Origin of the sequence: uncultured Sphingomonas sp., assembly GCF_964244235.1 — a bacterium.
Taxonomy (GTDB): domain Bacteria; phylum Pseudomonadota; class Alphaproteobacteria; order Sphingomonadales; family Sphingomonadaceae; genus Sphingomonas.
In genome coordinates this window covers 1-21,737 of sequence record NZ_CAXTII010000046.1, presented here as the reverse complement: position 1 = coordinate 21,737, position 21,737 = coordinate 1, and the positions used below count along the sequence as shown (strand labels likewise).

General features: G+C 66.4%; 21 protein-coding genes and 1 other RNA gene. 13 read left to right on the top strand and 9 right to left on the bottom strand.

The window, feature by feature from the left end:
* The coding region (locus ACFE7D_RS09160) for an RNA polymerase factor sigma-32 (protein WP_375395117.1) at positions 1 to 457 on the bottom strand (457 nt) is incomplete at its 3' end.
* Between the two features lie 50 nt (positions 458 to 507).
* Positions 508 to 1,455 (bottom strand): RluA family pseudouridine synthase, encoded by a 948-nt coding sequence (locus tag ACFE7D_RS09155; RefSeq protein WP_375395116.1) that lies wholly within the window; start codon positions 1,453 to 1,455, stop codon positions 508 to 510.
* A 17-nt stretch (positions 1,456 to 1,472) separates the two neighbouring features.
* Here ACFE7D_RS09155 and ACFE7D_RS09150 point away from each other — a divergent pair, with 17 nt between their 5' ends.
* On the top strand, positions 1,473 to 1,874 hold the full coding sequence (locus ACFE7D_RS09150) for a M67 family metallopeptidase (protein ID WP_375395115.1): 402 nt from the start codon (positions 1,473 to 1,475) through the stop codon (positions 1,872 to 1,874).
* 112 nt (positions 1,875 to 1,986) lie between these two features.
* Here ACFE7D_RS09150 and ACFE7D_RS09145 read toward each other — a convergent pair whose 3' ends face one another.
* Complete coding sequence (locus ACFE7D_RS09145; protein WP_375395114.1) at positions 1,987 to 2,712, bottom strand: SDR family oxidoreductase; 726 nt, start codon at positions 2,710 to 2,712, stop codon at positions 1,987 to 1,989.
* Positions 2,713 to 3,267: 555 nt separating this feature from the next.
* Between ACFE7D_RS09145 and ACFE7D_RS09140 the strand changes: the two genes are divergently transcribed.
* The 9 genes from ACFE7D_RS09140 to ACFE7D_RS09100 all read left to right on the top strand — a co-directional run bounded on the left by ACFE7D_RS09140 (position 3,268) and on the right by ACFE7D_RS09100 (position 12,242).
* Positions 3,268 to 3,924 carry a histidine phosphotransferase family protein gene (locus tag ACFE7D_RS09140; RefSeq protein ID WP_375395113.1) on the top strand — a complete coding sequence of 219 codons (657 nt, stop codon included), beginning with the start codon at positions 3,268 to 3,270 and terminating at the stop codon, positions 3,922 to 3,924.
* Between the two features lie 78 nt (positions 3,925 to 4,002).
* Positions 4,003 to 6,303 carry a chemotaxis protein CheA gene (locus tag ACFE7D_RS09135; protein WP_375395112.1) on the top strand — a complete coding sequence of 767 codons (2,301 nt, stop codon included), beginning with the start codon at positions 4,003 to 4,005 and terminating at the stop codon, positions 6,301 to 6,303.
* Positions 6,303 to 6,728 (top strand): chemotaxis protein CheW, encoded by a 426-nt coding sequence (locus ACFE7D_RS09130; RefSeq protein WP_375395111.1) that lies wholly within the window; start codon positions 6,303 to 6,305, stop codon positions 6,726 to 6,728. Before ACFE7D_RS09135 ends, ACFE7D_RS09130 begins: the two co-directional genes overlap by 1 nt.
* A gap of 56 nt (positions 6,729 to 6,784) precedes the next feature.
* Positions 6,785 to 7,150 (top strand): response regulator, encoded by a 366-nt coding sequence (locus tag ACFE7D_RS09125; RefSeq protein ID WP_375395110.1) that lies wholly within the window; start codon positions 6,785 to 6,787, stop codon positions 7,148 to 7,150.
* 14 nt (positions 7,151 to 7,164) lie between these two features.
* The gene (cheB, locus tag ACFE7D_RS09120) at positions 7,165 to 8,268 is read left to right on the top strand and encodes a chemotaxis-specific protein-glutamate methyltransferase CheB (RefSeq protein WP_375395109.1); all 1,104 of its coding nucleotides are present in this window, start codon (positions 7,165 to 7,167) and stop codon (positions 8,266 to 8,268) included.
* Complete coding sequence (locus ACFE7D_RS09115) at positions 8,265 to 9,095, top strand: CheR family methyltransferase (RefSeq protein ID WP_375395108.1); 831 nt, start codon at positions 8,265 to 8,267, stop codon at positions 9,093 to 9,095. The genes cheB and ACFE7D_RS09115 overlap by 4 nt, the downstream gene beginning before the upstream one ends.
* Positions 9,096 to 9,202: 107 nt before the next feature.
* Positions 9,203 to 9,835, top strand: a complete 633-nt coding sequence (locus tag ACFE7D_RS09110) for an N-acetylmuramoyl-L-alanine amidase (protein ID WP_375395119.1) — start codon at positions 9,203 to 9,205, stop codon at positions 9,833 to 9,835.
* 10 nt (positions 9,836 to 9,845) lie between these two features.
* An RNA gene (gene rnpB, locus ACFE7D_RS09105) (RNase P RNA component class A) lies at positions 9,846 to 10,237 on the top strand.
* Positions 10,238 to 10,298: 61 nt separating this feature from the next.
* Entirely contained in the window at positions 10,299 to 12,242 is a 1,944-nt protein-coding gene (locus ACFE7D_RS09100; protein ID WP_375395107.1) for a hypothetical protein, read from the top strand.
* Here ACFE7D_RS09100 and rimO read toward each other — a convergent pair.
* Complete coding sequence (rimO, locus tag ACFE7D_RS09095) at positions 12,220 to 13,599, bottom strand: 30S ribosomal protein S12 methylthiotransferase RimO (protein ID WP_375395106.1); 1,380 nt, start codon at positions 13,597 to 13,599, stop codon at positions 12,220 to 12,222. The two genes, ACFE7D_RS09100 and rimO, sit on opposite strands and share 23 nt — an antisense overlap.
* Before the next feature lie 259 nt (positions 13,600 to 13,858).
* Between rimO and ACFE7D_RS09090 the strand changes: the two genes are divergently transcribed.
* Both ACFE7D_RS09090 and ACFE7D_RS09085 read left to right on the top strand, forming a co-directional pair.
* Positions 13,859 to 14,944 (top strand): anhydro-N-acetylmuramic acid kinase, encoded by a 1,086-nt coding sequence (locus tag ACFE7D_RS09090; RefSeq protein ID WP_375395105.1) that lies wholly within the window; start codon positions 13,859 to 13,861, stop codon positions 14,942 to 14,944.
* A gap of 95 nt (positions 14,945 to 15,039) precedes the next feature.
* A complete protein-coding gene (locus ACFE7D_RS09085; RefSeq protein WP_375395104.1) occupies positions 15,040 to 15,183 on the top strand; it encodes a hypothetical protein in 144 nt (47 codons plus the stop codon).
* A 3-nt stretch (positions 15,184 to 15,186) separates the two neighbouring features.
* On the opposite strand, the gene ACFE7D_RS09080 is transcribed toward ACFE7D_RS09085, so the two are convergent.
* The 3 genes from ACFE7D_RS09080 to ACFE7D_RS09070 all read right to left on the bottom strand — a co-directional run bounded on the left by ACFE7D_RS09080 (position 15,187) and on the right by ACFE7D_RS09070 (position 18,915).
* A complete protein-coding gene (locus tag ACFE7D_RS09080) occupies positions 15,187 to 16,365 on the bottom strand; it encodes a VWA domain-containing protein (RefSeq protein WP_375395103.1) in 1,179 nt (392 codons plus the stop codon).
* A 12-nt stretch (positions 16,366 to 16,377) separates the two neighbouring features.
* Positions 16,378 to 18,330, bottom strand: coding sequence for a CocE/NonD family hydrolase (locus ACFE7D_RS09075; protein ID WP_375395102.1), 1,953 nt, complete (start codon positions 18,328 to 18,330; stop codon positions 16,378 to 16,380).
* 63 nt (positions 18,331 to 18,393) lie between these two features.
* Positions 18,394 to 18,915, bottom strand: coding sequence for a CHAP domain-containing protein (locus ACFE7D_RS09070; protein ID WP_375395118.1), 522 nt, complete (start codon positions 18,913 to 18,915; stop codon positions 18,394 to 18,396).
* 218 nt (positions 18,916 to 19,133) lie between these two features.
* Between ACFE7D_RS09070 and ACFE7D_RS09065 the strand changes: the two genes are divergently transcribed.
* Positions 19,134 to 19,778 (top strand): hypothetical protein, encoded by a 645-nt coding sequence (locus ACFE7D_RS09065; RefSeq protein ID WP_375395101.1) that lies wholly within the window; start codon positions 19,134 to 19,136, stop codon positions 19,776 to 19,778.
* 65 nt (positions 19,779 to 19,843) lie between these two features.
* On the opposite strand, the gene ACFE7D_RS09060 is transcribed toward ACFE7D_RS09065, so the two are convergent.
* Positions 19,844 to 20,698, bottom strand: a complete 855-nt coding sequence (locus ACFE7D_RS09060) for an AAA family ATPase (RefSeq protein WP_375395100.1) — start codon at positions 20,696 to 20,698, stop codon at positions 19,844 to 19,846.
* A gap of 84 nt (positions 20,699 to 20,782) precedes the next feature.
* Positions 20,783 to 21,442: a DUF6975 family protein gene (locus ACFE7D_RS09055; protein ID WP_375395099.1), complete on the bottom strand. Its 660-nt coding sequence runs from the start codon at positions 21,440 to 21,442 to the stop codon at positions 20,783 to 20,785.
* Positions 21,443 to 21,737: the final 295 nt, after the last annotated feature.

Sequence of the window (21,737 nt, the reverse complement as noted above, 5' to 3'; positions counted from 1 at the left end):
ACGCGTCGAGCTTCGACTTCATCCGGCGCAGGTTGAAGAACAGCTTCTTCTGCGCGGCGGTGGTGCCCATCTTCACGAGGCTCCACGACCGGAGGATATATTCCTGGATCGACGCACGGATCCACCACATCGCATAGGTCGCGAGGCGGAAGCCGCGATCGGGCTCGAACTTCTTCACGCCCTGCATCAGGCCGATATTGCCCTCGGAGATCAGCTCGGACGTGGGCAGGCCATAGCCGCGATACCCCATCGCGATCTTCGCGACGAGGCGGAGGTGGGAGGTCACCAGCTGCGCCGCGGCATCGGGATCGCCATGCTCCTGGAAACGCTTGGCGAGCATATATTCCTGCTCGGGCTGGAGCAGCGGGAATTTCTTGATCTCGGCGAGGTAGCGGTTGAGACCGGCCTCGCTGCCGAGCGCTGGGATCGTCGCGGGGACGTTGCTGCGGGCTGGCATGGTTCTTACTCCCTCTTGGGCTTCGCCGCACTGCGGCATAGGCCCGGTATCTATACGTGAAGCTGGGTGAACAGTTCCTGCATGTCGGCGGGTATTTCGCTTTCGAACGCCATCGCAACCTGCGTTATCGGATGGATGAACCCCAGACGCGCCGCGTGCAAGGCCTGACGCCGGAACCCCAGCCTTTCCAATATCGCACGCTTCGCATCGCCGGAGCGGCCATAGACCGGATCGCCGAGCAGCGCGTGGCCGATCGATGCCATGTGGACGCGGACCTGATGCGTCCGCCCGGTCTCCAGCCGGCATTCGACGAACGCCGCACCCTGTAGCGGCTCGATCGTGCGGTAATGCGTGACCGCGCGCTTGCCGCCCTCGACGATCGCGATCTTCTTGCGGTTCTGTGGGCTGCGTGCGAGCGGGGCGTCGATCTTGCCGTTCGCGGGAGCAGGCACGCCCGTGGTGATCGCCTTGTAGCGCCGGTCGATGCTGTGATCGTGGAACTGGCGGGCGAGCCCTTCGTGCGTGCGGTCGGTCTTCGCGGCGATCATCAGGCCCGACGTGTCCTTGTCGATCCGGTGGACGATCCCCGGCCGTGCGACGCCGCCGATGCCCGACAGCGACCCGCGGCAATGGTGGAGCAGCGCGTTGACCAGCGTCCCGTCCAGATTGCCCGCGGCGGGGTGGACGACCAAGCCAGCGGGCTTGTCGATGACGATGAGGTGGTCGTCCTCATAGGCGATGACGAGCGGGATATCCTGCGCTTCGTTATGCGCGGGCGTCGGGTCGGGCAGCGCGACCGCGAACACCTGTCCGCCGACCGCCTTCTTCGCCGAATCGCGCCAGGCGAGACCGGCATGGGAAACCGCGCCGCTCGCGATCAGGACCTTCAGCCGTTCGCGCGACAGCGTGCGGATCGAATCCGCCAGCGCACGGTCGAGCCGCCAGCCATCCGCCTCGCGCGCGATCGTCGCTTCGATGATGGAAACCCCCCGGTCCATGGGCTAGCCATGTGGCGATGGGCCGCGTGATTTCAACCGAGCTGCTGGTGCGGATCGTCGCGGAGGCGGCGGCATCGCCGGGGGTGGAGGTGTGCGGGCTGCTGCTGGGCCGGGGCGGCCATGTCGAGGAAGCTCGTCCCTCCCGCAATGTCGCCGCCGATCCGTCGTGCATGTTCGAGATCGACCCCGTCGTCCTGATCGCCGCGCACCGCGCGGCGAGGGCAGGCGGCCCGGCGGTCCTCGGCTGCTACCATTCGCATCCGTCGGGCGTGGCGGTTCCCTCGTGCCGCGATGCCGAGGACGCGGCCGCGAACGGGTGGCTATGGGCGATCGTGGCGGGCCTGGACGTACAGGTGTGGCGGGCGGTTGCGGACGGGGCGCTGCGGGGGCGGTTCGAGGAGGTTGGCGGAGAGCGGTGAGGGCGGGGCGGAGGGCGGACGAGTGGAAGCGATGGGCAAGAACTGCCTTCCCTCACTCGACCGGCATTCCCAGAAACGATAGTTTTTTGGGATGCCAAAGCCTCCTCACCTCTCAACGCTGGTTCAGTGATCGGATCACGATCTCTCCAATGTTGACCGCTTCAGGCTGTTCGATCGCGTAGCCAACGGCCTTGGCCACGGCCTGCGGGTCCATTGCGAATTCGCCGGCCGCTTCCTGCATCTGCGCGCGCAATTTGTCATCACGAACGTGGCTTAGAAAGTTGGTATTAGTGAAGCCAGGAGAGATGACCGTGACGCGAAGCTTACCGGCAAGCTCCTGACGCAATCCATCGGACAGCGCCAACACGGCGGCCTTTGTCGCCGAATAGACGGTCTGGTTGGGCGTGGTCTTGCGGGCGGCGGTAGAGGCGATATTGACGAAATGACCGCTACCCTGCTCCCTGAAGACGGGCAAGGCAGCGGCGATGCCGTACAGAACCCCTTTCAGGTTCACATCGACCATCTGATCCCAGTCGTCTACGGCTAGGTCATCCAGCGGCCCGATCGGCATGGCACCGGCACAACTCACAAGCACGTCAAGCCGACCATAATGCTGACGCGCGGCGCCCACTACCCTCACGAGGTCGTCGCGACGGGCCACGTCCGCCGACACAGCGACGGCCGCTCCGCCGTCATCAATGATCCGATCTACCAAGGCGTTCAGTTTGTCTTCGCCTCGAGCCACGAGAACAAGCTTCGCGCCCTGCGCTGCCAGATACAACGCGACGGCTTCGCCGATGCCGCTACTCGCTCCCGTGATCGCCACTACCTTGGTCATTGTATTCCGTCCTTCTCTACGCGAGGAGCCTAACGCACGGGACGGGGTTTCACTGGCGATGCCAATTCATACCGGTCTCTGCCTCGATCAAGACGCCTTCCCGATTGGGAACCCGTAGCGGGACCGCCTCCCGCCGATCGCGCTGGCGACTGTCCTAGGGTTCCGCTTTCCCGAAACCTCTTCCCGATTGCCAAATTGGTGCTGGGAGATGGAGAAACGGGAAAGATCGCGCTGACCGAACGGCTGCTTTCAGTAGCTAGGATGGCCCACTTGAACGTCCATGTTGGGGCGAAACCCGACCCTGCCCCTGTCCTACAAACCGCCGCCCATGTCATGGCGGAGCGATGCCCTCCCACGCCACCCCGCTATCCGTCGCCCCTTGCCCGACCCACGTAACCCCTTCTTTTCCCTCCGAAGTGGAAAGTGCGTGGCACGCCTCCACTTCCTCCACTTCCGAACCCGAACGGCGCCGTCCCGGACGTCATTTTCCCGCCCGCCGCCTTGCGCCCGCGACTCGCGCGCGTCACAAGCGGCGCATATTTTCAGGAACGCCCCATGCCCGTCAGTCCCGTCGATTTCGCCAGCCTGCTCTGTTCGCGTCTGTGCCACGATCTGTTGTCGCCGGTCGGTGCGCTGAACAACGGGCTGGAGCTGCTCGCCGACGAGACCGATCCGGCGATGCGCGAACGGTGCATGGACCTGCTCGCGGAGAGCGCGCGGACGTCGGCGAACAAGCTGAAATTCTTCCGCCTGGCGTTCGGGGCGGCGGGCGGGTTCGGCGAGATGGTCGATGCGCGCGAGGCCAGGACCGCGATCGAGGGATTGTTCGCGGACAGCAAGCGGCTGACGCTGGCATGGATGGTCGAGGACCCGACGCTGCCCAAGGCGGCGATCAAGGTCCTGCTGAACCTCGCGATGATCGCGGGCGATGCGCTGGTGCGCGGCGGGACGCTGGACATCGGCGGCGAGAGCAATGGCGGCCAGGTCGAGATCGCGATCAAGATCGAGGGACCGCGTATCCTGCTCGATCCCGATCTGCGCCGCACGCTGGTGGAGGGGGAGGGCACCGACGGCGTCACCGCGCGGGCGGCCGCGGCGTATCTGGTCCATACGTTGGTCGCGCAAGGCAAGGGCCGGGTGCAGGTGTCGGAGCCTGCGGACGCGGTCATGATCTTCGGCGCGGCGTTCACCGCCGACGCGTCTGCCGCGTAACCGGAGCGCCACCGGGTAAACGCCGCCTTAACCCCGACCGGTGCAGAAGCATCCCAAGCCACAGACGCTCGGGAACCCATGGACGATCTGCTTCAGGAATTCATCGCCGAAACCCGTGAGACGCTCGCGGCGCTGTCGGGCGAGATCGTGGCGTGGGAATCGATGCCGGCGGACCGGTCGCGTCTCGATTCGATCTTCCGGTTCGTCCACACCGTCAAGGGCAGCTGCGGTTTTCTCGACCTGCCGCGCCTGCTCCGCCTCAGCCATTCCGCCGAGGACGTGCTGGCGGCGGTGCGCGACGGCGTGCGTATCCCCGATGCGGCACTGGTCAGTGCCGTGCTGGCGATCGTCGACCGGATCGGCGAGGTGGTCGAGGCGATCGATGCCGGCATTCCGCTGGACGATTCGTCCGAGGACCTGCTGATCGCGGCGCTGGCGGAAGATGCCGCGCCTGCCGCGGCACCGGTCGCGCAGACGGTGGTGCCGCGCGCGCCGACGCGCACCATCCGGCTGAACGTCGACCTGCTCGACCGGATGATGAGCGGCATGTCGGACATGGTGCTGGCGCGCAACGAACTCGCGCGGCGGCTGCGCGACGAGGTGGTCGACCCGCGGGTCGAGACCGCGCTGGAGCGCCTGTCGCTGACCGTGGCCGAGATGCGCGAGACCGTCACGCGGACGCGCATGCAAAAGATCGAAGCGCTGTTTTCCGCGCTGCCGCGCATGGTGCGCGACACGGCGGGCGAACTGGGCAAATCCGTGACGCTGGATATCGACGGTGCGGATGTCGAACTGGACCGCGAGATGATCGAGATGATGCGCGATCCGCTGGTCCACATCATTCGCAACGCGGTCGATCACGGCCTGGAATCCCCCGCCGATCGCCGTACCGCGGGCAAGCGCGATACCGGGCAGTTGACCGTGTCCGCGCGGCAGGCAGGCAACCAGATCGTGGTCGAGATCGCCGATGACGGCCGCGGGATCGACGTCGCCGCCGTCGCCGCAAAGGCGATCGCGCGCGGGCTGCATACCGCAGCGCAGATCGCCGCGATGGACGAGGCGCAGAAGGTCGCTCTGGTCTTCGAACCCGGCCTGTCCAGCCGCGACAGCGTCACCTCGATTTCCGGACGCGGCGTCGGCATGGACGTGGTGCGCGCCAATATCGAACATATCGGCGGCCGGATCGTGCTGCAGAACCGGCCGCGGCAGGGTCTGACGATCGTCATCCTGGTGCCGCTGACGCTGTCGATCCTGCCGACGATCGTCGTCGGCGTAGGCGGTGAACGCTTCGCGCTTGCCCGGCAGTCGGTCGAGGAGATCGTCAAGCTGTCGGGTACCTCCGTGCGGACCGACGTCATCGGCGGCCGTCCAGTGGTAACCGTGCGCGGCCGCCGGTTGCCGCTGGTCGATCTGGCCGGCCTGATCGGCGTCGGCACCCCGTCCGCAGAAACGCTGGCGATCGTATCGACGCGCGACGGCACCTATGCGCTGGCGATCGAGGCAGTGCTGGATACCGAGGAACTGGTGGTGAAACCCGCCGCGCCGGCGGTGATGGCGACCGGGCTGTACGCCGGCCAGACCTTGCCCGACAGCGGCCTGCCGATGCTGCTGCTCGACGGCGCGGGGATCGCCAAGATCGCCGGGCTGCGCTTCGACCAGCTGGTCGTCCAGGAGACCGAGGTCGCGCAGATCGAGGAGCCGGGTGTGGCCGCCTTGCTGTTCGAGGATCTCGACGGTCGTCGCAGGGTCATGCCGCTCGCCGCGATCGACCGGGTCGAACAGGTGGAGGCGACATCGGTTCGGCACAGCGCCGGGCGGTTGCGGATCGCGATCGGCGGCAATCTGATCGTGCTCCACGCGGTGGCGGATCATGCCGTTCGCCCGGTATTGACGGTATTGCGGCTGACCGACGGCCTGCGCGAGATCGGCTACGCCGTCGCCGACCCGATCGAGATCGTCACCCTGCCCGCGGATACCGCACCCGCTTACGGGAACGGGCCGATCGCGGGCGTGGTGATGATCGAGGGCGAACAGGTCGAACTGATCGACATTCATGCGATGTTCGCGGGCGAGGAGGGACCGGTCGCGGACCGGACGATCTGCCTGTTGAACGACGATGCCCGCGGCTGGATGCGCACCTTTCTTCAGCCGGCGCTGGAGGCGAGCGGCTATCGCTGCGTCACCGAATTGCTCGCTGGCGAACGACCCGCCATCGCGCTGGCGATGGAAGGCGCGGTCGAAACGCCGGGCTTGCCGACCCTGCGGCTGCGGCGCGACGTTGGCCAGAATGGGCCCGACGACGCCAGTATCTACCGGTACGATCGTGCTGCCCTGCTGGATGCCATCGCCACGCAAGTCCGGACCGGAAAGGCCGCCTGATGGAATTGTTCCTCGTCGCACAAATCGCCGGTCGCTGGGTGGCAATCGAGACCGGTCAGGTCGAATCGGTCGTCGATCTGGGTGAAATCGTCGCGGTTCCCGGGGCCAGCCGCGCGATCCGGGGACTCGCCGCGCTGCGGAGCAGGGTCGTGACCGTGGTCGATACCGGTACCGCACTCGGCATCGATCCGACCCCCGCCGATACGGCGCGCGCGGTCATCGCCTGGATCGACGGGCATCATTATGCGGTGCTGGTCGAGGCGCTGGAAGATGTCCGCGAATTCGTGCGTCAGCCATTGTCCCGCGGGCTGGTGCTGGATCGCGGCTGGGCGACGATCGGTACGGGCCTGATCGAACGCGACGGCGAACCTCTGCTGATCGTCGATCTGGCCGCTCTGGTCCCGACATTCGCCGCCGCCGCTTAACGCGACGCTTACGCTTTGCTGTCACACACGCGCTATCTAGCGGGGAAGACCATTCCATGAAGACCTGTCTTGTCGTCGACGACTCCAAGGTGATCCGTAAAGTCGCGCGTCATATTCTGGAAACCATGGACTTTGCGGTGAGCGAGGCCTGCGACGGGCGCGAGGCGCTAGACGCGTGCATGTCGGCGGCACCGGACGTCATCCTGCTCGATTGGAACATGCCGGTGATGAGCGGGATGGATTTCCTGCGCGCATTGCGCGAGTCGATGATCGTCAAGCGGCCGAAGGTCGTGTTCTGCACGACCGAGAACGGCATGGCGTATATCCGCGCGGCCATCGAGGCGGGCGCCGACGAATATGTCATGAAACCGTTCGACCGGGACACGCTGGAAAGCAAGCTCCAGATCGTCGGCATGGCCTGATCCGGCGTCGGACGATGACGTCGGCATCTCCTGTTTCCTCGCGCAACGTCCCGCCCGATCACCGGTCGGTGTTGATCATCGACGATTCGGCGGTGGCGCGGTCGATGATCGCGCGCATGGTCGATGCGAGCCACCGATACGCGGTCGCGGGGTCGGTCGCGAACGTCGATGCCGCCTTCGCCTTCCTGATGCGCGCGCGCATCGACGTCATCCTGCTGGATCTGGAGATGCCGGGCGTGAGCGGCCTGACCGCGCTGCCCGATCTCATCACCGCCGGGCGGGGCGCGAAAATCCTCGTCGTGTCTGCGTCGACGTCCGATGGCGCATCCGCCACGGTGCAGGCGCTCGCCCTCGGTGCGGCGGACACGCTGGTAAAGCCGGGCGTCCAGACAACCTCGAGCCGTTTTGCCGAACTGCTGTCCGAACGGCTCGATCGTTTGTTCGACCCACCGGCGCTCGTCGTACCCAAGGTCGCCAGCGCGGATGTCGAACCGAAGCTGTCAGCGGCACCGGCGCGTCCGACATCCGCCGCATCGGGACGCGGTACGTTCGATGTCGTTGCGATCGGTGCCTCGACCGGCGGGATCCATGCGCTCAGCCTGTTGCTGCGCGAATTGCCCGCATCGTTCAGCGCCCCGATCCTGATCACGCAGCACCTGCCTGCGACCTTCATGTCACATTTCGCGGCGCAGCTGGCGGTGCTCGGCGGCCGACCGTGCGAAGTCGCCACCGATTACATGCGAATCCGCCCCGGCCGGATCGTCGTCGCACCTGGCGACCACCATATGAAAGTCGTCGCATTGACCGACGGCGCGGCGATCCGTCTGGTCGATGATCCGGTCGCCAGCGGCTGTCTGCCATCGATCGATCCGATGTTCGAAAGCATCGCCGAGGTCTTTGGCGCAAGGGCGCTGGGCATCGTGCTGAGCGGCATGGGTCGCGACGGCTCGACCGGGGCCGTCCGCCTGCATCAGGCCGGCGGCGCGGTCGTTGCGCAGGATGTCGCCAGCTCGGTCGTATGGGGCATGCCCGGCGCGGCGGTGGCGACGGGCGTCGTCAGCGCCACGATGCCCCCCGACGCGATCGGCCGACTGATCGCGGCGCGTCCGAAGCCATGATCCACGAACCGATCCTCGCGTCCGGCGCATCCTCGACCACGGTCAGCGTCCTGACCGCGCTGCTGGAGGCGCGGACCGGGCAGCAGATGGCGGCGTACCGGTCCTGGCGGATCGACACCGCGCTCAAGCCGCTGCTGCGCGACCGCGGCTTCAACTCGCTCGACCGGCTCGTCCAGCTGTTGCTCGACGGGACCGAGCCGACGATCGGCGATGCCATCGTCGATGCGCTGCTGAACCATGAAACCTCGTTCTTCCGGGATGCGCAGGTGTTCGACCTGATCGTCGAGGCCGTCGCGGCGGTCGAGGAGACGGGTCGCGTGCCGCGTATCTGGTGCGCGGGTTGCTCGACCGGCCAGGAGCCGCTGTCGCTGGCGATGGTCTTTGCCGAACGTGCCGAAGACACCGGCAAACGCGCGCCGGAGATCGTCGCGACCGACGTATCCGCCGCCGCGATCGCGCGGGCCAAGATCGGTCGCTATACCCAGTTCGAAATCCAGCGCGGATTGCCGATCCGGCGGATGATGCGCTGGTTCGACAGCGACGGTGCGGACTGGATCGCGAAATCCGTATTGACCGGCGCGGTTCGCTATAGCCGTCACAATCTGGTCGGGGGTCGGCCGCCGCCCGGACGGTTCGATATCGTGTTGTGCCGCAACGTGCTGCTGTACCTTGCGCCCGAGACCAAGGCGACGGCGTTCGCGGGGGTCGCGGCCGCGATGAACTCCGGCGGGACGCTGGCGCTCGGCGCTGGCGAGACGGTGATCGGCCAGACGCGTGCCTTCATGCCGAGCAAGACGCATCGCGGGCTCTACACCCACACCGGCTGACGGTTTACATTGCGGGTCTGCTCCGCCAAGCATCCGCGGTGACGTTTCTACTACCGATCATCGATACGCCCTCGCCCAATTTCGACGAGCGCGCGCTGCCGGTGTCGATGATCGTGCTGCATTATACCGGCATGAAGGACGGCCCCGCCGCCATCGCGCGGTTGCGCGATCCGGCAGCGAAGGTCTCCGCGCATTACGTCGTCGCGGAAGACGGCACGATCGTCCGGATGGTCGCGGAGAACAAGCGTGCCTGGCATGCGGGCCGCGCGCATTGGCGGACGATCGACGACGTCAATTCGGCCAGCATCGGGATCGAGATCGTCAATCCCGGGCATGAATTCGGCTATCGGCCGTTTCCCGACGAGCAGATCGGCGCGCTCGTGCCGCTCGTGGCCGATATCAAGGCGCGTTACGGCATCGGACGCGGCGACGTGGTCGGCCATTCCGACGTCGCCCCGGCGCGCAAGCGCGATCCCGGCGAATTGTTTCCGTGGCATATGCTCGCCAGGCTCCGTCTGGCGCTGCCGCGCCCGACCCGCAACCTGATGGACCCGATGTGGACCGAGGCCGGCTTCCTGCTGGCGCTTGAGCGCTTCGGTTACGATGTCGAGGACCGGATGGCCGCGATCATGGCGTTCCAGCGCCGCTTCCGCCCCGAACTGATCGACGGCGAGATCGATGGCGAATGCCGGATGATCCTGCTCGCGCTCCTGCTTCCCAAACCGCAGGGTGACGACTAGGGGGGGTACGTCAGAGGGTCGGGCGGCCGCGGGCGTTTTCGGACGCGCGAGGAAAGTCCGGGCTCCATGGAACAACGGTGCCGGGTAACGCCCGGCGGCTCCGGGCTCGATCCGGGGTCAGGGAAAGTGCCACAGAGAGCAGACGGCTACGGCTTCGGCCAAGTCAGGGTGAAAGGGTGCGGCAAGGGCGCACCGCGCGACCGGTAACGGAAGCGGCACGGCAAACCCCACCGGGAGCAAGACCGAATAGGGATGGCATGGGGTTCGCCCCGGGGCGTGTTCCCGCCTGCCATCCGGGTTGGTCGCTTGAGGCGGCGCGCAAGCGTCGTCCTAGAGGAATGGTCGCACAGTCTCCGCGCAGGCGGGGATGGACAGAACCCGGCTTACAGACCCTCTGGCAATTTGCTTTAGCGCGCGGCACAACGCGCCGAGTGTTGGAGGCGGGGCGCTGAATGGGATTGGTATGACGGCGGGGCTCGCGCTGGCGGTGGTGCTCGGCGACGCGGCGATCGCGCAGCAAACCGCGATGACGGTCCAGCAGCAGTTCGAGGCGGCGGCCACCGCGACCGCGGGCGACGACAAGGTGGCGGCGCTCGCCTGGACCGCGCTCGAGCAGCGCGTGGCCAAGAACCCGCGCAGCTTGGCAATCGTACATATCCGCGAAAGCGACGTGCTGCTTGCACTCGACCGCAAGGACGAGGCAGCCGCTGCGGCGCGCGCCGGACTGGCCGTCCTGGCGCCCAGCGACGCCAGCCTGGCGGAAGACCGATTCCTTGCGCAGTCGATGCTCGGCAGGATCGCGCGGGAGGCGCTCGATTATGCGAGTGCCGTGGAAGCCTATCGCGCGGCGGAAGCGACGGCGATCTTGCCGGGCGATAAGCTGGCGGCGGCGTTGGGGATTGCAAACACCGACATCTTCGTCGACCCCGCCGGGGCGGAAGCCGCGCTCGGTCGGATCGACGCGCTCCTGGCCAGCAACAAGAGCGATGCGGTGGTCCGCGGCCAGGTCATGCGCGCGCATGGGCTGCTCTATCTGAACCAGGGCCGTTTTCGCGAGGCGCAGAAAGCGTCCGCGTCTGCGGTTGAGCTGTTTGGCGGATTGACCGAGAAAAGCGACCTGAACGACGTTGCCGTCCGATCGGATACTGCCATCGCCGCCATGCTGGCCGGGGATGCCGAGACGGCGCGCAAATACATGGCGTATACCGGCGCGGGGCGCATCGCGGACGGATCGTTCAATCCCGCGGTGCAGATGACCCCGCCCGATTGCGGCGGCGAAGCGGGATTGAAGCCGGCCGACCTTGCGGTCGTGGAGTTTTCGATTGCCGAGGACGGTTCGGTTCTGCAGGCGGCGCCGATCTACGCCGCGGGCGGCGGTGCGGTCGCGCTGGAGTTCGCTCGCGCGGCCACTCGCTGGAGCTGGACGCCCGACGAGGTCAAGGCGCTCCCGCGTTTCTTCCGCTACCGGGCGCGGGTGGAAATGCGCTGTTCCACGGCATTCACGCGGCCATCGATCCGCAGCGCGATGAACGATGCGGTGATCCGGTGGCTGGTCGACAAGGGGGCGATGGTCGCCGACGCGCCCGATAGCTCGGCAGTATCGGTGTTGCCGACCCAGCGCGCACGCCTCGCCGGTGCGCCCGCGGGGCGTGCCACGATTGCGGCCAGTCTGCCGTTGCTGAACAACCCGATCGTGCCCGCGGACGAGAAACATGCCATCGCTTTGCGCGCGCTCGCCGCCGCCGATGCGGACGGTGCGCCGCCGCTGGCCCGGCTCGCGCTGGACCTCGATGCACGCGAATCGGCGAAGGCGGAGGGGCGGCGTGCCAAGGGCTATGCGGTCGATCTTCGCGCCTTGCTTGCGCTGCGCCCCTATGCGGACGATCCGCGTGCCCGCGCGGCGATCAGGGTCAGTATGGCGGCCGGCGGCAATCCGCGGCACCCCGATCCGCAGATGCGCGACTGGTTGCGGCAAGTGGTGGACGACCCCGCGCTGGAAAAGACCGATCCGTTGAAGATCGCCGCGCTATTGCAGATCGCCTCGATCGAGCAGCGTGCCGGCGATACCGCCGCGGCCAAGGTCGCGTTCGACCAGACCGGGCTGACCGCCGATCAATGCGCGCTGATCGATGCGCCACCCGCGTTTCTGTCGGTCGGCGGGACCTTTCCGACGGAAGCGCAGCGTTGGGGGTTCGAGGGCTGGACGCTGACCCAGTTCGACATCGCGGCGAACGGCCATGTCCAGGGCCAGCGCGCGATCATCAGCTATCCGCCCTTCATCTTCACCAAGGCGGGCGAGGAGACGATAGGTGGCGCACGCTATGCGAAAAGCTATCGGCCCGAAGGTGCACTGGGCTGTGGCGCGGCGACCCAGCGGGTGAAGTTCAAGCTACCCTATCGCCACTGACGGGCACGCCGTAAAGGTCGTGTTCGTCCGCATCCTCGACGACGACCGACACGATATCGCCGACCGCCAGATACGCCGCGTCGCGCAGAAACACCTCGCCGTCGATCTCGGGCGCGTCGGCCTTGGACCGTCCGGTCGCGCCGCCTTCGTGATCGACCACGTCTATCAGGACGTCGATCGTGCGGCCGACCTTCGCGGTCAGCTTCGCAGCGGAGATGGCGGCAGTCTTCTCCATGATCCGCGCGTAGCGTTCCTCCTTCACCGCCTCGGGCACGGGATCGGGCAGGTCGTTCGCCGTCGCGCCCTCGACGGGTTCGAAGCGGAAGGCGCCGACGCGGTCGAGCTGTGCCTCGTCCAGCCAGTCGAGCAGATACTGGAAATCGCCTTCCGTCTCGCCGGGGAAACCGACGACGAAGGTCGACCGGATCGCGATGTCGGGGCAGATGTCGCGCCAGGCGTGGATCCGCTCCAGCACCTTCGCGTCGTTCGCCGGGCGCTTCATCCGGCGCAGCACCGCCGGCGCGGCATGCTGGAACGGGATGTCCAGGTACGGCAGCACCAGTCCCTCCGCCATCAGCGGGATGACCTGATCGACATGGGGGTAGGGGTAGATATAATGCAGCCTGACCCACGGAGCGATATGCCCGAGTTCGCGCGCGAGATCGGTCATGTGGGCGCGGACGTCGCGACCATGCCAGGGGCGCGGCTGGTGGCGGATGTCGACGCCGTAGGCCGACGTGTCCTGGCTGATGACCAGCAACTCCTTCGTCCCCGCGGCGACCAGCTTCTCCGCCTCGCGCAGGATCGCGTCGGGACGACGACTGACCAGATCGCCGCGCAGGCTCGGGATGATGCAGAAGGCGCAGCGATGATTGCAACCCTCCGAAATCTTCAGATAGCTGTAATGGCGCGGCGTCAGCTTCAGGTCGGTATCTTCGACCGCGCCGCCTGCCGGGTGCTCCCGTGTACCGACGAGATCGAGATAGGGCGACCGTTGGGCGGGGGCCGCCAGATGTACCGCCTCGACCACCTGTTCGTACTGGTGCGCGCCCGTGACCGCGAGCACTTGCGGGAAGCGCGTCCGGATCGTCTCGGCTTCCTTGCCCATGCAGCCGGTCACGATGACGCGGCCGTTCTCCGCGATCGCCTCGCCGATCGCCTCCAGGCTTTCCTCCTTCGCGCTGTCGAGAAAGCCGCAGGTGTTGACCAGCACCACGTCCGCGCCCGCATAATCCGGGGACATATGATAGCCGTCGGCGCGAAGCTGGGTCAGGATGCGTTCGCTGTCGACCAGGTTCTTCGGACAGCCGAGCGAAACCATGCCGACGCGCGGCGGGGAAGGGAGACGGGCTGCCATTGGAAGCGCACGCCATACGCCAAGCGGCGCGAATTTTCCAGCCTCGGTCGATACGCCGTCTCGCCGCTCGCTCGAAATGAACAATATGAGGTGTTTTGCCAAGCAAGCCCTCCCCGGCGAAGGCCGGGGCCCATTGGCGGGACGATCGCGGCGGCGCTATACGCTCTCCGACCCCGACCTTCGCTATTGGGCCCCGGCCTTCGCCGGGGAGGGGTAAAAGCGAATGCGGGGAACAGGATCGATGGCGAACGGGAAGACGATGCTAGCGATAGGCCTGATGTCCGGCACCTCGCTCGACGGGATCGATGCCGCGCTGATCGAGACCGACGGGCGCGAGCATGTCCGGCCCATCGCGTTTCGGGGCGAGGCGTATTCGGATGCGGCGCGCGCGCAGTTGGCGGCAGCGACCGCGGCGGCGCTCACCTATGACCGGCCGCGCGCCAGTCAGCCGCTGACCGCCGCCGGCGAACTGATCGACCGCTGCCACGTCCTGGCGGTACGCAAGCTGCTGGCGGAGGCGCAGGTTTCGGCCGCGGACATCGACGTCATCGGCTATCACGGCCAGACCGTCGCGCACCGGCCCGATCGCGGCTGGACCTGGCAGATCGGCGACGGCGCGGTGATCGCGGCGGCGACGGGGATCACCACGGTGTCCGATTTCCGAAGCGCGGACGTCGCGGCCGGCGGGCAGGGAGCACCGCTATTGCCGGTGTACCATGCCGCGCTGGCCGCCGGGCTGGAGAAGCCGCTCGCGATCCTGAACCTGGGCGGCGTAGCGAACGTGACCTGGATCGGCCCGGACGGCAATCTGGTGGCGTTCGACACCGGTCCGGCGAACGGCCTGATCGACAGCTGGGTCGAGGAGGTGCGCGGGCTGCGGTTCGACGAAGGCGGAGCGATCGCCGCAGCGGGCCGGGTGGATGACACCGTCTTGACGGCTATGCTCGACAATCCCTGGTTCGACGCACCCCCGCCCAAATCGCTCGACCGCGGCGATTTCACGATCCAGCCGGCGCGGGGATTGTCGGTCGAGGACGGCGCCGCCACGCTGACCGATTTTACCGCACAGACCGTTGCGCTGGCGCTTCGTCTGCTACCCACAATACCGCGCCGCTTGATCGTTGTCGGGGGCGGGCGACACAATCCGACGCTGCTCCGCGCCATCGCGACTCACACCGGGCTGACCCCCGAGTCGAGTGACTCGCTTGAATGGAACGGCGATTCGGTGGAGGCGGAGGGCTTCGCCTATATGGCGGCCCGAACGCTGCAGGGGCTGCCGATCAGCTATCCGGGGACGACTGGCACCCCCTATCCGGTCGTCGGCGGCGCGATCCATCGTATGTAGGCGTCGATTGGACGAAACGGCGGATTTGATCATGGACTCTGCGGCGCGCCATTATCACATATCAACTGTGGCGAACCGGGGAGGGACCGTCCCGCATGGAATCCGATCTTCGATATTACACACGGCGTATCAGCATGGAGCACCGGGCGGCGGCGTGCGCGGTGACCGCGGAGGCGCGCGACCGCCGGCTGCAGCTGGTCGAACGCTACCGTGCGAAGGTGGCGGAACTCGTCGGCTGAGCCTCAGCGTTTCCGCGTCAGTTCGCGCATGCCCTCGTCCAGACCGCCCAGCGTCAGCGGATACATGCGATCGTTCATCAATTCGCGGATGATGCCGATCGATTGCGAATAGCCCCATTGCTCCTTGATCACGGGGTTCAGCCACACCGCCGCGGGATAGGTCGTGGTCAGCCGGTGGATCCATGCCGCCCCCGATTCCTCGTTGAAATGTTCGACCGATCCACCTGGGTGCGTGATTTCGTACGGACTCATCGACGCGTCGCCGACGAACACCAGCTTATAGTCGTGGCCGAATTTATGCAGCACGTCCCACATCGGCGTCCGTTCGGCGAAGCGGCGTTTGTTGTCTTTCCATACGCCCTCGTACGGGCAGTTGTGGAAGTAGAAGAATTCGAGGTTCTTGAACTCGCTCGTCGCCGCCGAAAACAGCTCCTCGCACAGCTTCACGAACGGATCCATCGACCCGCCGATGTCGAGGAACAGCAGCAGCTTGACCGCATTCCGCCGTTCCGCGCGCATGACGATGTCGAGATAGCCCTGCCGCGCGGTGCCCGCGATCGTGCCGTCGATATCCAGCTCGTCCGCCGCGCCTTCGCGCGCGAAACGGCGCAAGCGGCGCAGCGCGACCTTGATGTTGCGCGTGCCCAGTTCGCGCGTGTTGTCCAAATTGCGAAACTCGCGCTGGTCCCAGACCTTCACCGCGCGTTTGTGCGTCGATTCGCCGCCGATCCGGACGCCTTCGGGATTATAGCCCGAATTGCCGAACGGGCTCGTGCCGCCGGTGCCGATCCACTTGTTGCCGCCCTGATGGCGTTTTTCCTGTTCGGCCAGACGCTTCTGGAGCGTATCCATGATCTCGTCCCAAGAGCCTAGCGCCTTGATCGCCTCCATTTCCTCCGGCGTCAGGAATTTCTCCGCGACCGCCTTCAGCCAGTCGGCGGGCAGTTCCCGCCCTTGCGTCCCGAACGTCGTGGCGATCCCGCGGAACACCTTGGCAAAGACCTGATCGAACCGGTCGAGCAGCCCCTCGTCCTTCACGTACACCGCGCGCGAGAGATAATAGAAATCCTCCGGCGTCCGCTCGATCACGTCGGCGTCCAGTGCCTCGAGCAGCAGCAGATGCTCCTTCAGGCCGGCAGGGATGCCCGCACTGCGCAGCTCGTCGAGGAAATTCAGGAACATGCCGGCTCTCCCTCAGTCGCTGACGCTGGTCGGCGTGGTGGCAACCGGGGCCGGGTCCGCGGGCACCACCGGCAATTCGACGAAGCTCGCCTCGCGCGGGGTGCGGAATATCGTGACCGTCGCCTTGCGGTAATCGGCCGGCTTCGCGTCGAGGACATTGGCGACATAGGTCTGCGGGTTGCGGTCGTAGAGCGGGAACCAGCTCGACTGGATCTGCACCATGATGCGGTGGCCGGGCAGGAACATGTGGTTCGCGTTCGGGAGCGCGAAGCGGATCGTCGTCGGCCGGTTGGCGACGAGCGGTTCGGGGGTTCCGAACCCCTTCGCGGCGTAACGCCCGCGGAAGATATCCATCGCGATGCCAAGCTGATAGCCGCCCATTTCGGGCTTTTCCGGATATTCGTCCGGATAGACGTCGATCAGCTTCACGACGAAATCGCCATCGGTGCCGGTCGTCGCGGCGACCAGGTTGACGACGGGTGCGCCGCCGATCGCAACCGGCTGCGTGAGCGCCGGGGTTTCGTAGACGAGCACGTCCGGGCGATCCGCGAAGGCGCGCTGGTCGTCCGCGAGCCAGCGGCCCCAGGTCGATCCCTTGGCATAGGTCGGGCGGATCGGGCGCAAACGGTACGGGATCGGCTTGGCGGGATCGGAGACGTAGCTGTCGCTCGCGGCGTCGGCGGTCCGCACGAGCGGACCTGTGAAGGACAGCTGGCCAGCAGGTGCCAGGTACAGCCGCTGTACGGGCGACGGACAGCCGGCGATGCAGGCCTGCGGCCAGTGATCCAGCCTTTCCCAGTCGTTCGCGCCGGTCCGGAACGCGAGTACCGGCGGCAGGTTCGCCAAGCTACCCCCCGTTTTGAGATGCTCGTCCAGAAACGGCAGCATGACGTTGCGGCGGAACCAGAGCGCGGTATCGCTGCCGAACTGGACCGCCCCCAGCGACGATCCGTCGCCCGCCCAGCCGCCATGCCGCCACGGGCCGATGACCAGATGGTTGACATGATCCGGATCGTTCTTGCTCACGGCCTCATATGCGGCGACCGCGCCGTACATGTCCTCCTGGTCCCATTGCCCGGCGACCCACAGCGTCGGCACCGACTGTTTTTGTTTCGGCAGGATTTCGTCCAGCGCCTGCGCATGCCAGAATGCGTCATAGGCCGGATGGTCGTGCATCCGGTTGACATAGGGTAGCTGGCCGAGCCCCCGGCTCTTCACGAAGGCCGACGCCGAGCCTGCGCGCAGGAAGGTGTCGTAATCGTCGTATGCGTCGCGCCACAGATCGCCCGCATCGCCCTTCGCCGCGTCCTGCGCATAGTAATAGTCGTATCCGATCAACCGGAATGCGCCGCCGTGGAAATCGTCGTCGTTCATCCACGTATTGATGACCGGATTTTCCGGCACCGCGGCCTTCAGCGCGGGATGCGGATGGACCAGCGCCATCGCCGCCATCATGCCGTCATAGCTGGTGCCGGCGATGCCCACGCGGCCGTTGGTGCCGGCGACATGCTTCACCAGCCAGTCGATGGTGTCATAGGCATCGGTCGAATGGTCGACGCCGGACGCGTTGAGGGGCCCCGCCAGCGGGCGCTCGTTGACATAAGCCCCCTCCGATCCGTGCTTGCCGCGGACGTCCTCGAACACCAGGATATAGCCTGCCGCCAGCAGCATCGCGTTGGCGGGGGAGACCAGCATCGCGCCGTGCGCGCTCGACGCCTTGCTGCTCGAATCGTCGGCCCCGTAGGGCGTCCGGTCGAGCAGGATCGGGGCGTCCTTCAGGCCCTTGGGCGACAGGATGACAGCGTGGAGCTTCACGCCATCGCGCATCGGGATGTCGACTTCGGTCCGGCTGTGGTCGAAGCCGGCATTGGCGGGGGTGAAATGCGCCGGGATGTCGGGCGGCAATTGCTGCGCCGATGCGGTGCCGGACAATAAGAGGAAAAGGGTCGCGAAGCATGCGCGCATGGGTCGTTCCGTCGATCGAGGTCGACGCAGTCGTGCCAGTGCAACCGTCCCTGGCGCAACCTCTTAGTGGCCCCGCCGCCCCGCATCGGGGACATAGGCGTCGATCAGCGCGGCGACGTCGTCGGGATGGCGTCCGGTCAGCCCGCGGGTCGGCGGCCCGGGGGCGTAGACGAAGCCGCTGACGGGATAGACGGTGCTGCCGAGCCCTTCCGAATCGCGGTACCAGACCTTCACGTCGGTCCAGTCGTTGTTCGGCGAGACGTCGTACAACGTCACGTCCTGTTCGGCATGCCCGCGCTCGCCATTCTGCCGCGACCAGTTGGCGTGGGTCAGCATGACGACCCGGCTTTCGACGATCCGGCTGATGACGGCGACATGGCCGAGCGGCAGGCGGCTGGTGCGGCGAAAGACGATGACCGCGCCGACTTCGGGCCGGTGGCCGCGTTCATATTTGCCCTGCGCCTGGTCCCACCAGCTCCAGGCGTCGCCGTAGATCTCGATCCCCGACGCCGCGCGCGCGAACGGCACGCACTGGCCGACATAATCGAGCAGCGGCGCGGCGACACCGGGCACCGCGACGGCCATGGATGCGATGAGGAGGCCAAGCTTGCACCACGCGATACGCATGCATCCCGTCTAGCGGGGCGGGGTGACCTCTGGGTTAGTCTATGTGGTTAACCGAAAATGGGCGGAACCATCATTTCCGATCATTATCATGCTATGAACCATAGACGTTCTTCAGATGACAAGAGTGACACCTCCATAGCGGCTCCATAGCGGCGATGACGAAATGGAGAACGGGAATGAACAGGACGGGGGCGATGCTGGCGCTGGCTGGCTGCTTGATCAGCGCAACGGCGAGCGCGCAGAGTTTCAACTATTGGCCCGCGGCAGCAGTGGTTGGCGACCGCACGATGTACGTGCCGATGGGCACGCCGCTGACACTGATGACCCGCACGCAAGTGTCCACGAAGGACAACAAGTCCGGCGACCGGATTTATTTCACCGTCGCCGAGACGATGTCGTTTCGTGGGCAGGTCGTGATCCCGGCGGGTGCGGTCGCTGTTGGCGAAGTCGCGCGGTCGGATCGCAACGGACATCTCGGCAAGAAGGGCAAGATCGACATCAACCTGCTCTATGTCGAGACGCCCAATGGCCCGGTCCGCCTGTCGGGCGGCGCCGCCAACCGGGGGACCAGCGGTGTCATTCCTTCGGTTGCGACGATCGTCTTCGTCAGCTGGCTCGGCTATTTCATTCATGGCACCAGCGCGCATATTCCGCCCAATTTACCGGTCCAGGCCTATCTCGCAGAGGATATGCACTTCGCGATGGGCAAGCCGGCCCCCGCCGTCGCGGCGACCGCGGTCCAGCCGGACGCGGTCCGCACACTGCCCGCCAGCTTCGACGATGCGCACCGGCCGAGGGTCGTACAGACCGCGCAACGCTGAATAATCGTCGATCTGCTTTGCGGAAATCGGGGTAACCCCGTCGAACCGGAGCGAAGGCCGATCGCTCAGGGCCGGTTCGCCTGCCGCTTCGCCATGAACGCCAGGCGTTCGAACAGCATCACGTCCTGTTCGTTCTTCAGCAGCGCACCGTGGAGCGGCGGGATCGCCTTGGTCGGATCGCGGTTCTGCAGGACGTCGAGCGGCATGTCCTCGTGCAGCAACAGCTTCAGCCAGTCGAGCAATTCGCTCGTCGAAGGCTTCTTCTTCAGCCCCGGTACGTCGCGGACGTCGTAGAAGATGTCCATCGCCTTCGACACCAGGATTTTCTGGACGCCGGGGAAATGGACATCGACGATCGCCTGCATCGTCGCACGATCGGGGAATTTGATATAGTGGAAGAAGCACCGGCGAAGGAACGCATCGGGCAGTTCCTTTTCGTTGTTGCTGGTAATGACGACGATCGGCCGCTCCACCGCGCGCACCGTCTCCTTCGTCTCGTAGACATGGAACTCCATGCGATCGAGTTCCTGGAGGAGGTCGTTGGGGAATTCGATGTCCGCCTTGTCGATCTCGTCGATCAGCAGGACGGGGGGCTGGTCCATGGTGAACGCCTCCCACAACTTGCCCTTGCGGATATAGTTGGCGATGTCGTGGACCCGCTCGTCGCCCAGCTGGCCATCGCGCAGCCGGGCGACCGCGTCATATTCGTACAGCCCCTGCTGCGCCTTGGTCGTCGATTTCACGTTCCATTCGATCAGCGGCGCGTTCACCGCCCTGGCGATCTCGTATGCCAGCACGGTCTTGCCGGTGCCGGGCTCACCCTTGACGAGAAGGGGGCGGCGAAGTGTCACCGCGGCGTTGACCGCGACCTTCAGGTCGTCGGTCGCGACATAGCTCTGCGTGCCTTCGAAGCGCTTCATGGCCGATCCGTCTCTCTTCAAAACCGGATCGGTCGATGGCGGATCAGGCGGTTCGGCGCAAGCCGCTCGACCGTGTCCGGACCTTCAATTGCGCGCGGCGGTGCGCCCCTCCAGCAGGTCCCAGAGCCCGCGATGCTGCGCGAACAGCGCCTGTGCGCCGAAGCTGATCGCGCGCTCGCTGGCGGGGTCGCCGCCTAGCGCGGTGACGACCGTCGCGGTCTCCGCCCGGGGCGGTAGCGGGTCCGCCGGAATGTCGATCCCGAAATGCCTGGCCGCCGCGTCCAGCACGGCGCGGATCGACCGCCAGTCGATCGTCAGCGCCGCGATCGCCCCGGTCGCGCAACCGCGCCGCGCGGACCGTGCCAGCATCTCCAGCGCGTGACGATGTCCGGATATGGCGGCTTCGCTCGCCTGTTGTCCGGGGGTGGAGGGCAACGGGCCGACCGCCGCGGTCAGCCGTGCCAGATACGCGCGCTCGCCGGCAAAGGCGTCGGACAGGATGGCGAGCCAGTCCTGCGCGTCCTCCTGCGCGCGCGCCGCATAGGCTTCGTCGGGCATGCCGGGATGGCGGCCATGCGTCGCGCAAAGCGCGTGAACCGCATCCGCCAGATCGCGTTGATCGGGCCGCCGCGCGCCGAGGCGGAGTACATGCGGGTGCTGTGCGATGCCGTCGGTCAGCGCCAGCCGCTCGACCAATTCCCACGCACCGGTATCGCGGCCGATCGATGGAGGTGCGAGCGTCATTTCGGCGGGCCGTTCCTTGTGATGCGCGCTGGGTGCGTCGATCGCGGCATCTTTCGGCGTCGCTTCTATACCGAAGCGCGTAAAGACGAGGTTTATGGCGCGTTCAGGGTTTTCGTGGGAAAGAAATGCAGCCTTCGATCCGATCGGAACCGGGTGTACGGCCGCGCTCGTCCGATGAATGCCTCGAGCGCTCGCCCTTCCGTCATGCCGGGCTGTCCCGGCATCCATCGTGCCGCGCATTCTCGTGCTTCTGGTTTCGTTGCACGATGGACCCCGGGACAAGCCCGGGGTGACG

Excerpts from the sequence above, each read along its gene's own strand:
- ACFE7D_RS09155 (WP_375395116.1), bottom strand. The coding sequence starts at position 1,455 with ATGGACCGGGGGGTTTCCATCATCGAAGCGACGATCGCGCGCGAGGCG.
- ACFE7D_RS09150 (WP_375395115.1), top strand. The coding sequence starts at position 1,473 with ATGGGCCGCGTGATTTCAACCGAGCTGCTGGTGCGGATCGTCGCGGAG.
- ACFE7D_RS09145 (WP_375395114.1), bottom strand. The coding sequence starts at position 2,712 with ATGACCAAGGTAGTGGCGATCACGGGAGCGAGTAGCGGCATCGGCGAA.
- ACFE7D_RS09140 (WP_375395113.1), top strand. The coding sequence starts at position 3,268 with ATGCCCGTCAGTCCCGTCGATTTCGCCAGCCTGCTCTGTTCGCGTCTG.
- ACFE7D_RS09135 (WP_375395112.1), top strand. The coding sequence starts at position 4,003 with ATGGACGATCTGCTTCAGGAATTCATCGCCGAAACCCGTGAGACGCTC.
- ACFE7D_RS09130 (WP_375395111.1), top strand. The coding sequence starts at position 6,303 with ATGGAATTGTTCCTCGTCGCACAAATCGCCGGTCGCTGGGTGGCAATC.
- ACFE7D_RS09125 (WP_375395110.1), top strand. The coding sequence starts at position 6,785 with ATGAAGACCTGTCTTGTCGTCGACGACTCCAAGGTGATCCGTAAAGTC.
- cheB (WP_375395109.1), top strand. The coding sequence starts at position 7,165 with ATGACGTCGGCATCTCCTGTTTCCTCGCGCAACGTCCCGCCCGATCAC.
- ACFE7D_RS09115 (WP_375395108.1), top strand. The coding sequence starts at position 8,265 with ATGATCCACGAACCGATCCTCGCGTCCGGCGCATCCTCGACCACGGTC.
- ACFE7D_RS09110 (WP_375395119.1), top strand. The coding sequence starts at position 9,203 with ATGATCGTGCTGCATTATACCGGCATGAAGGACGGCCCCGCCGCCATC.
- ACFE7D_RS09100 (WP_375395107.1), top strand. The coding sequence starts at position 10,299 with ATGACGGCGGGGCTCGCGCTGGCGGTGGTGCTCGGCGACGCGGCGATC.
- rimO (WP_375395106.1), bottom strand. The coding sequence starts at position 13,599 with ATGGCAGCCCGTCTCCCTTCCCCGCCGCGCGTCGGCATGGTTTCGCTC.
- ACFE7D_RS09090 (WP_375395105.1), top strand. The coding sequence starts at position 13,859 with ATGCTAGCGATAGGCCTGATGTCCGGCACCTCGCTCGACGGGATCGAT.
- ACFE7D_RS09085 (WP_375395104.1), top strand. The coding sequence starts at position 15,040 with ATGGAATCCGATCTTCGATATTACACACGGCGTATCAGCATGGAGCAC.
- ACFE7D_RS09080 (WP_375395103.1), bottom strand. The coding sequence starts at position 16,365 with ATGTTCCTGAATTTCCTCGACGAGCTGCGCAGTGCGGGCATCCCTGCC.
- ACFE7D_RS09075 (WP_375395102.1), bottom strand. The coding sequence starts at position 18,330 with ATGCGCGCATGCTTCGCGACCCTTTTCCTCTTATTGTCCGGCACCGCA.
- ACFE7D_RS09070 (WP_375395118.1), bottom strand. The coding sequence starts at position 18,915 with ATGGCCGTCGCGGTGCCCGGTGTCGCCGCGCCGCTGCTCGATTATGTC.
- ACFE7D_RS09065 (WP_375395101.1), top strand. The coding sequence starts at position 19,134 with ATGAACAGGACGGGGGCGATGCTGGCGCTGGCTGGCTGCTTGATCAGC.
- ACFE7D_RS09060 (WP_375395100.1), bottom strand. The coding sequence starts at position 20,698 with ATGAAGCGCTTCGAAGGCACGCAGAGCTATGTCGCGACCGACGACCTG.
- ACFE7D_RS09055 (WP_375395099.1), bottom strand. The coding sequence starts at position 21,442 with ATGACGCTCGCACCTCCATCGATCGGCCGCGATACCGGTGCGTGGGAA.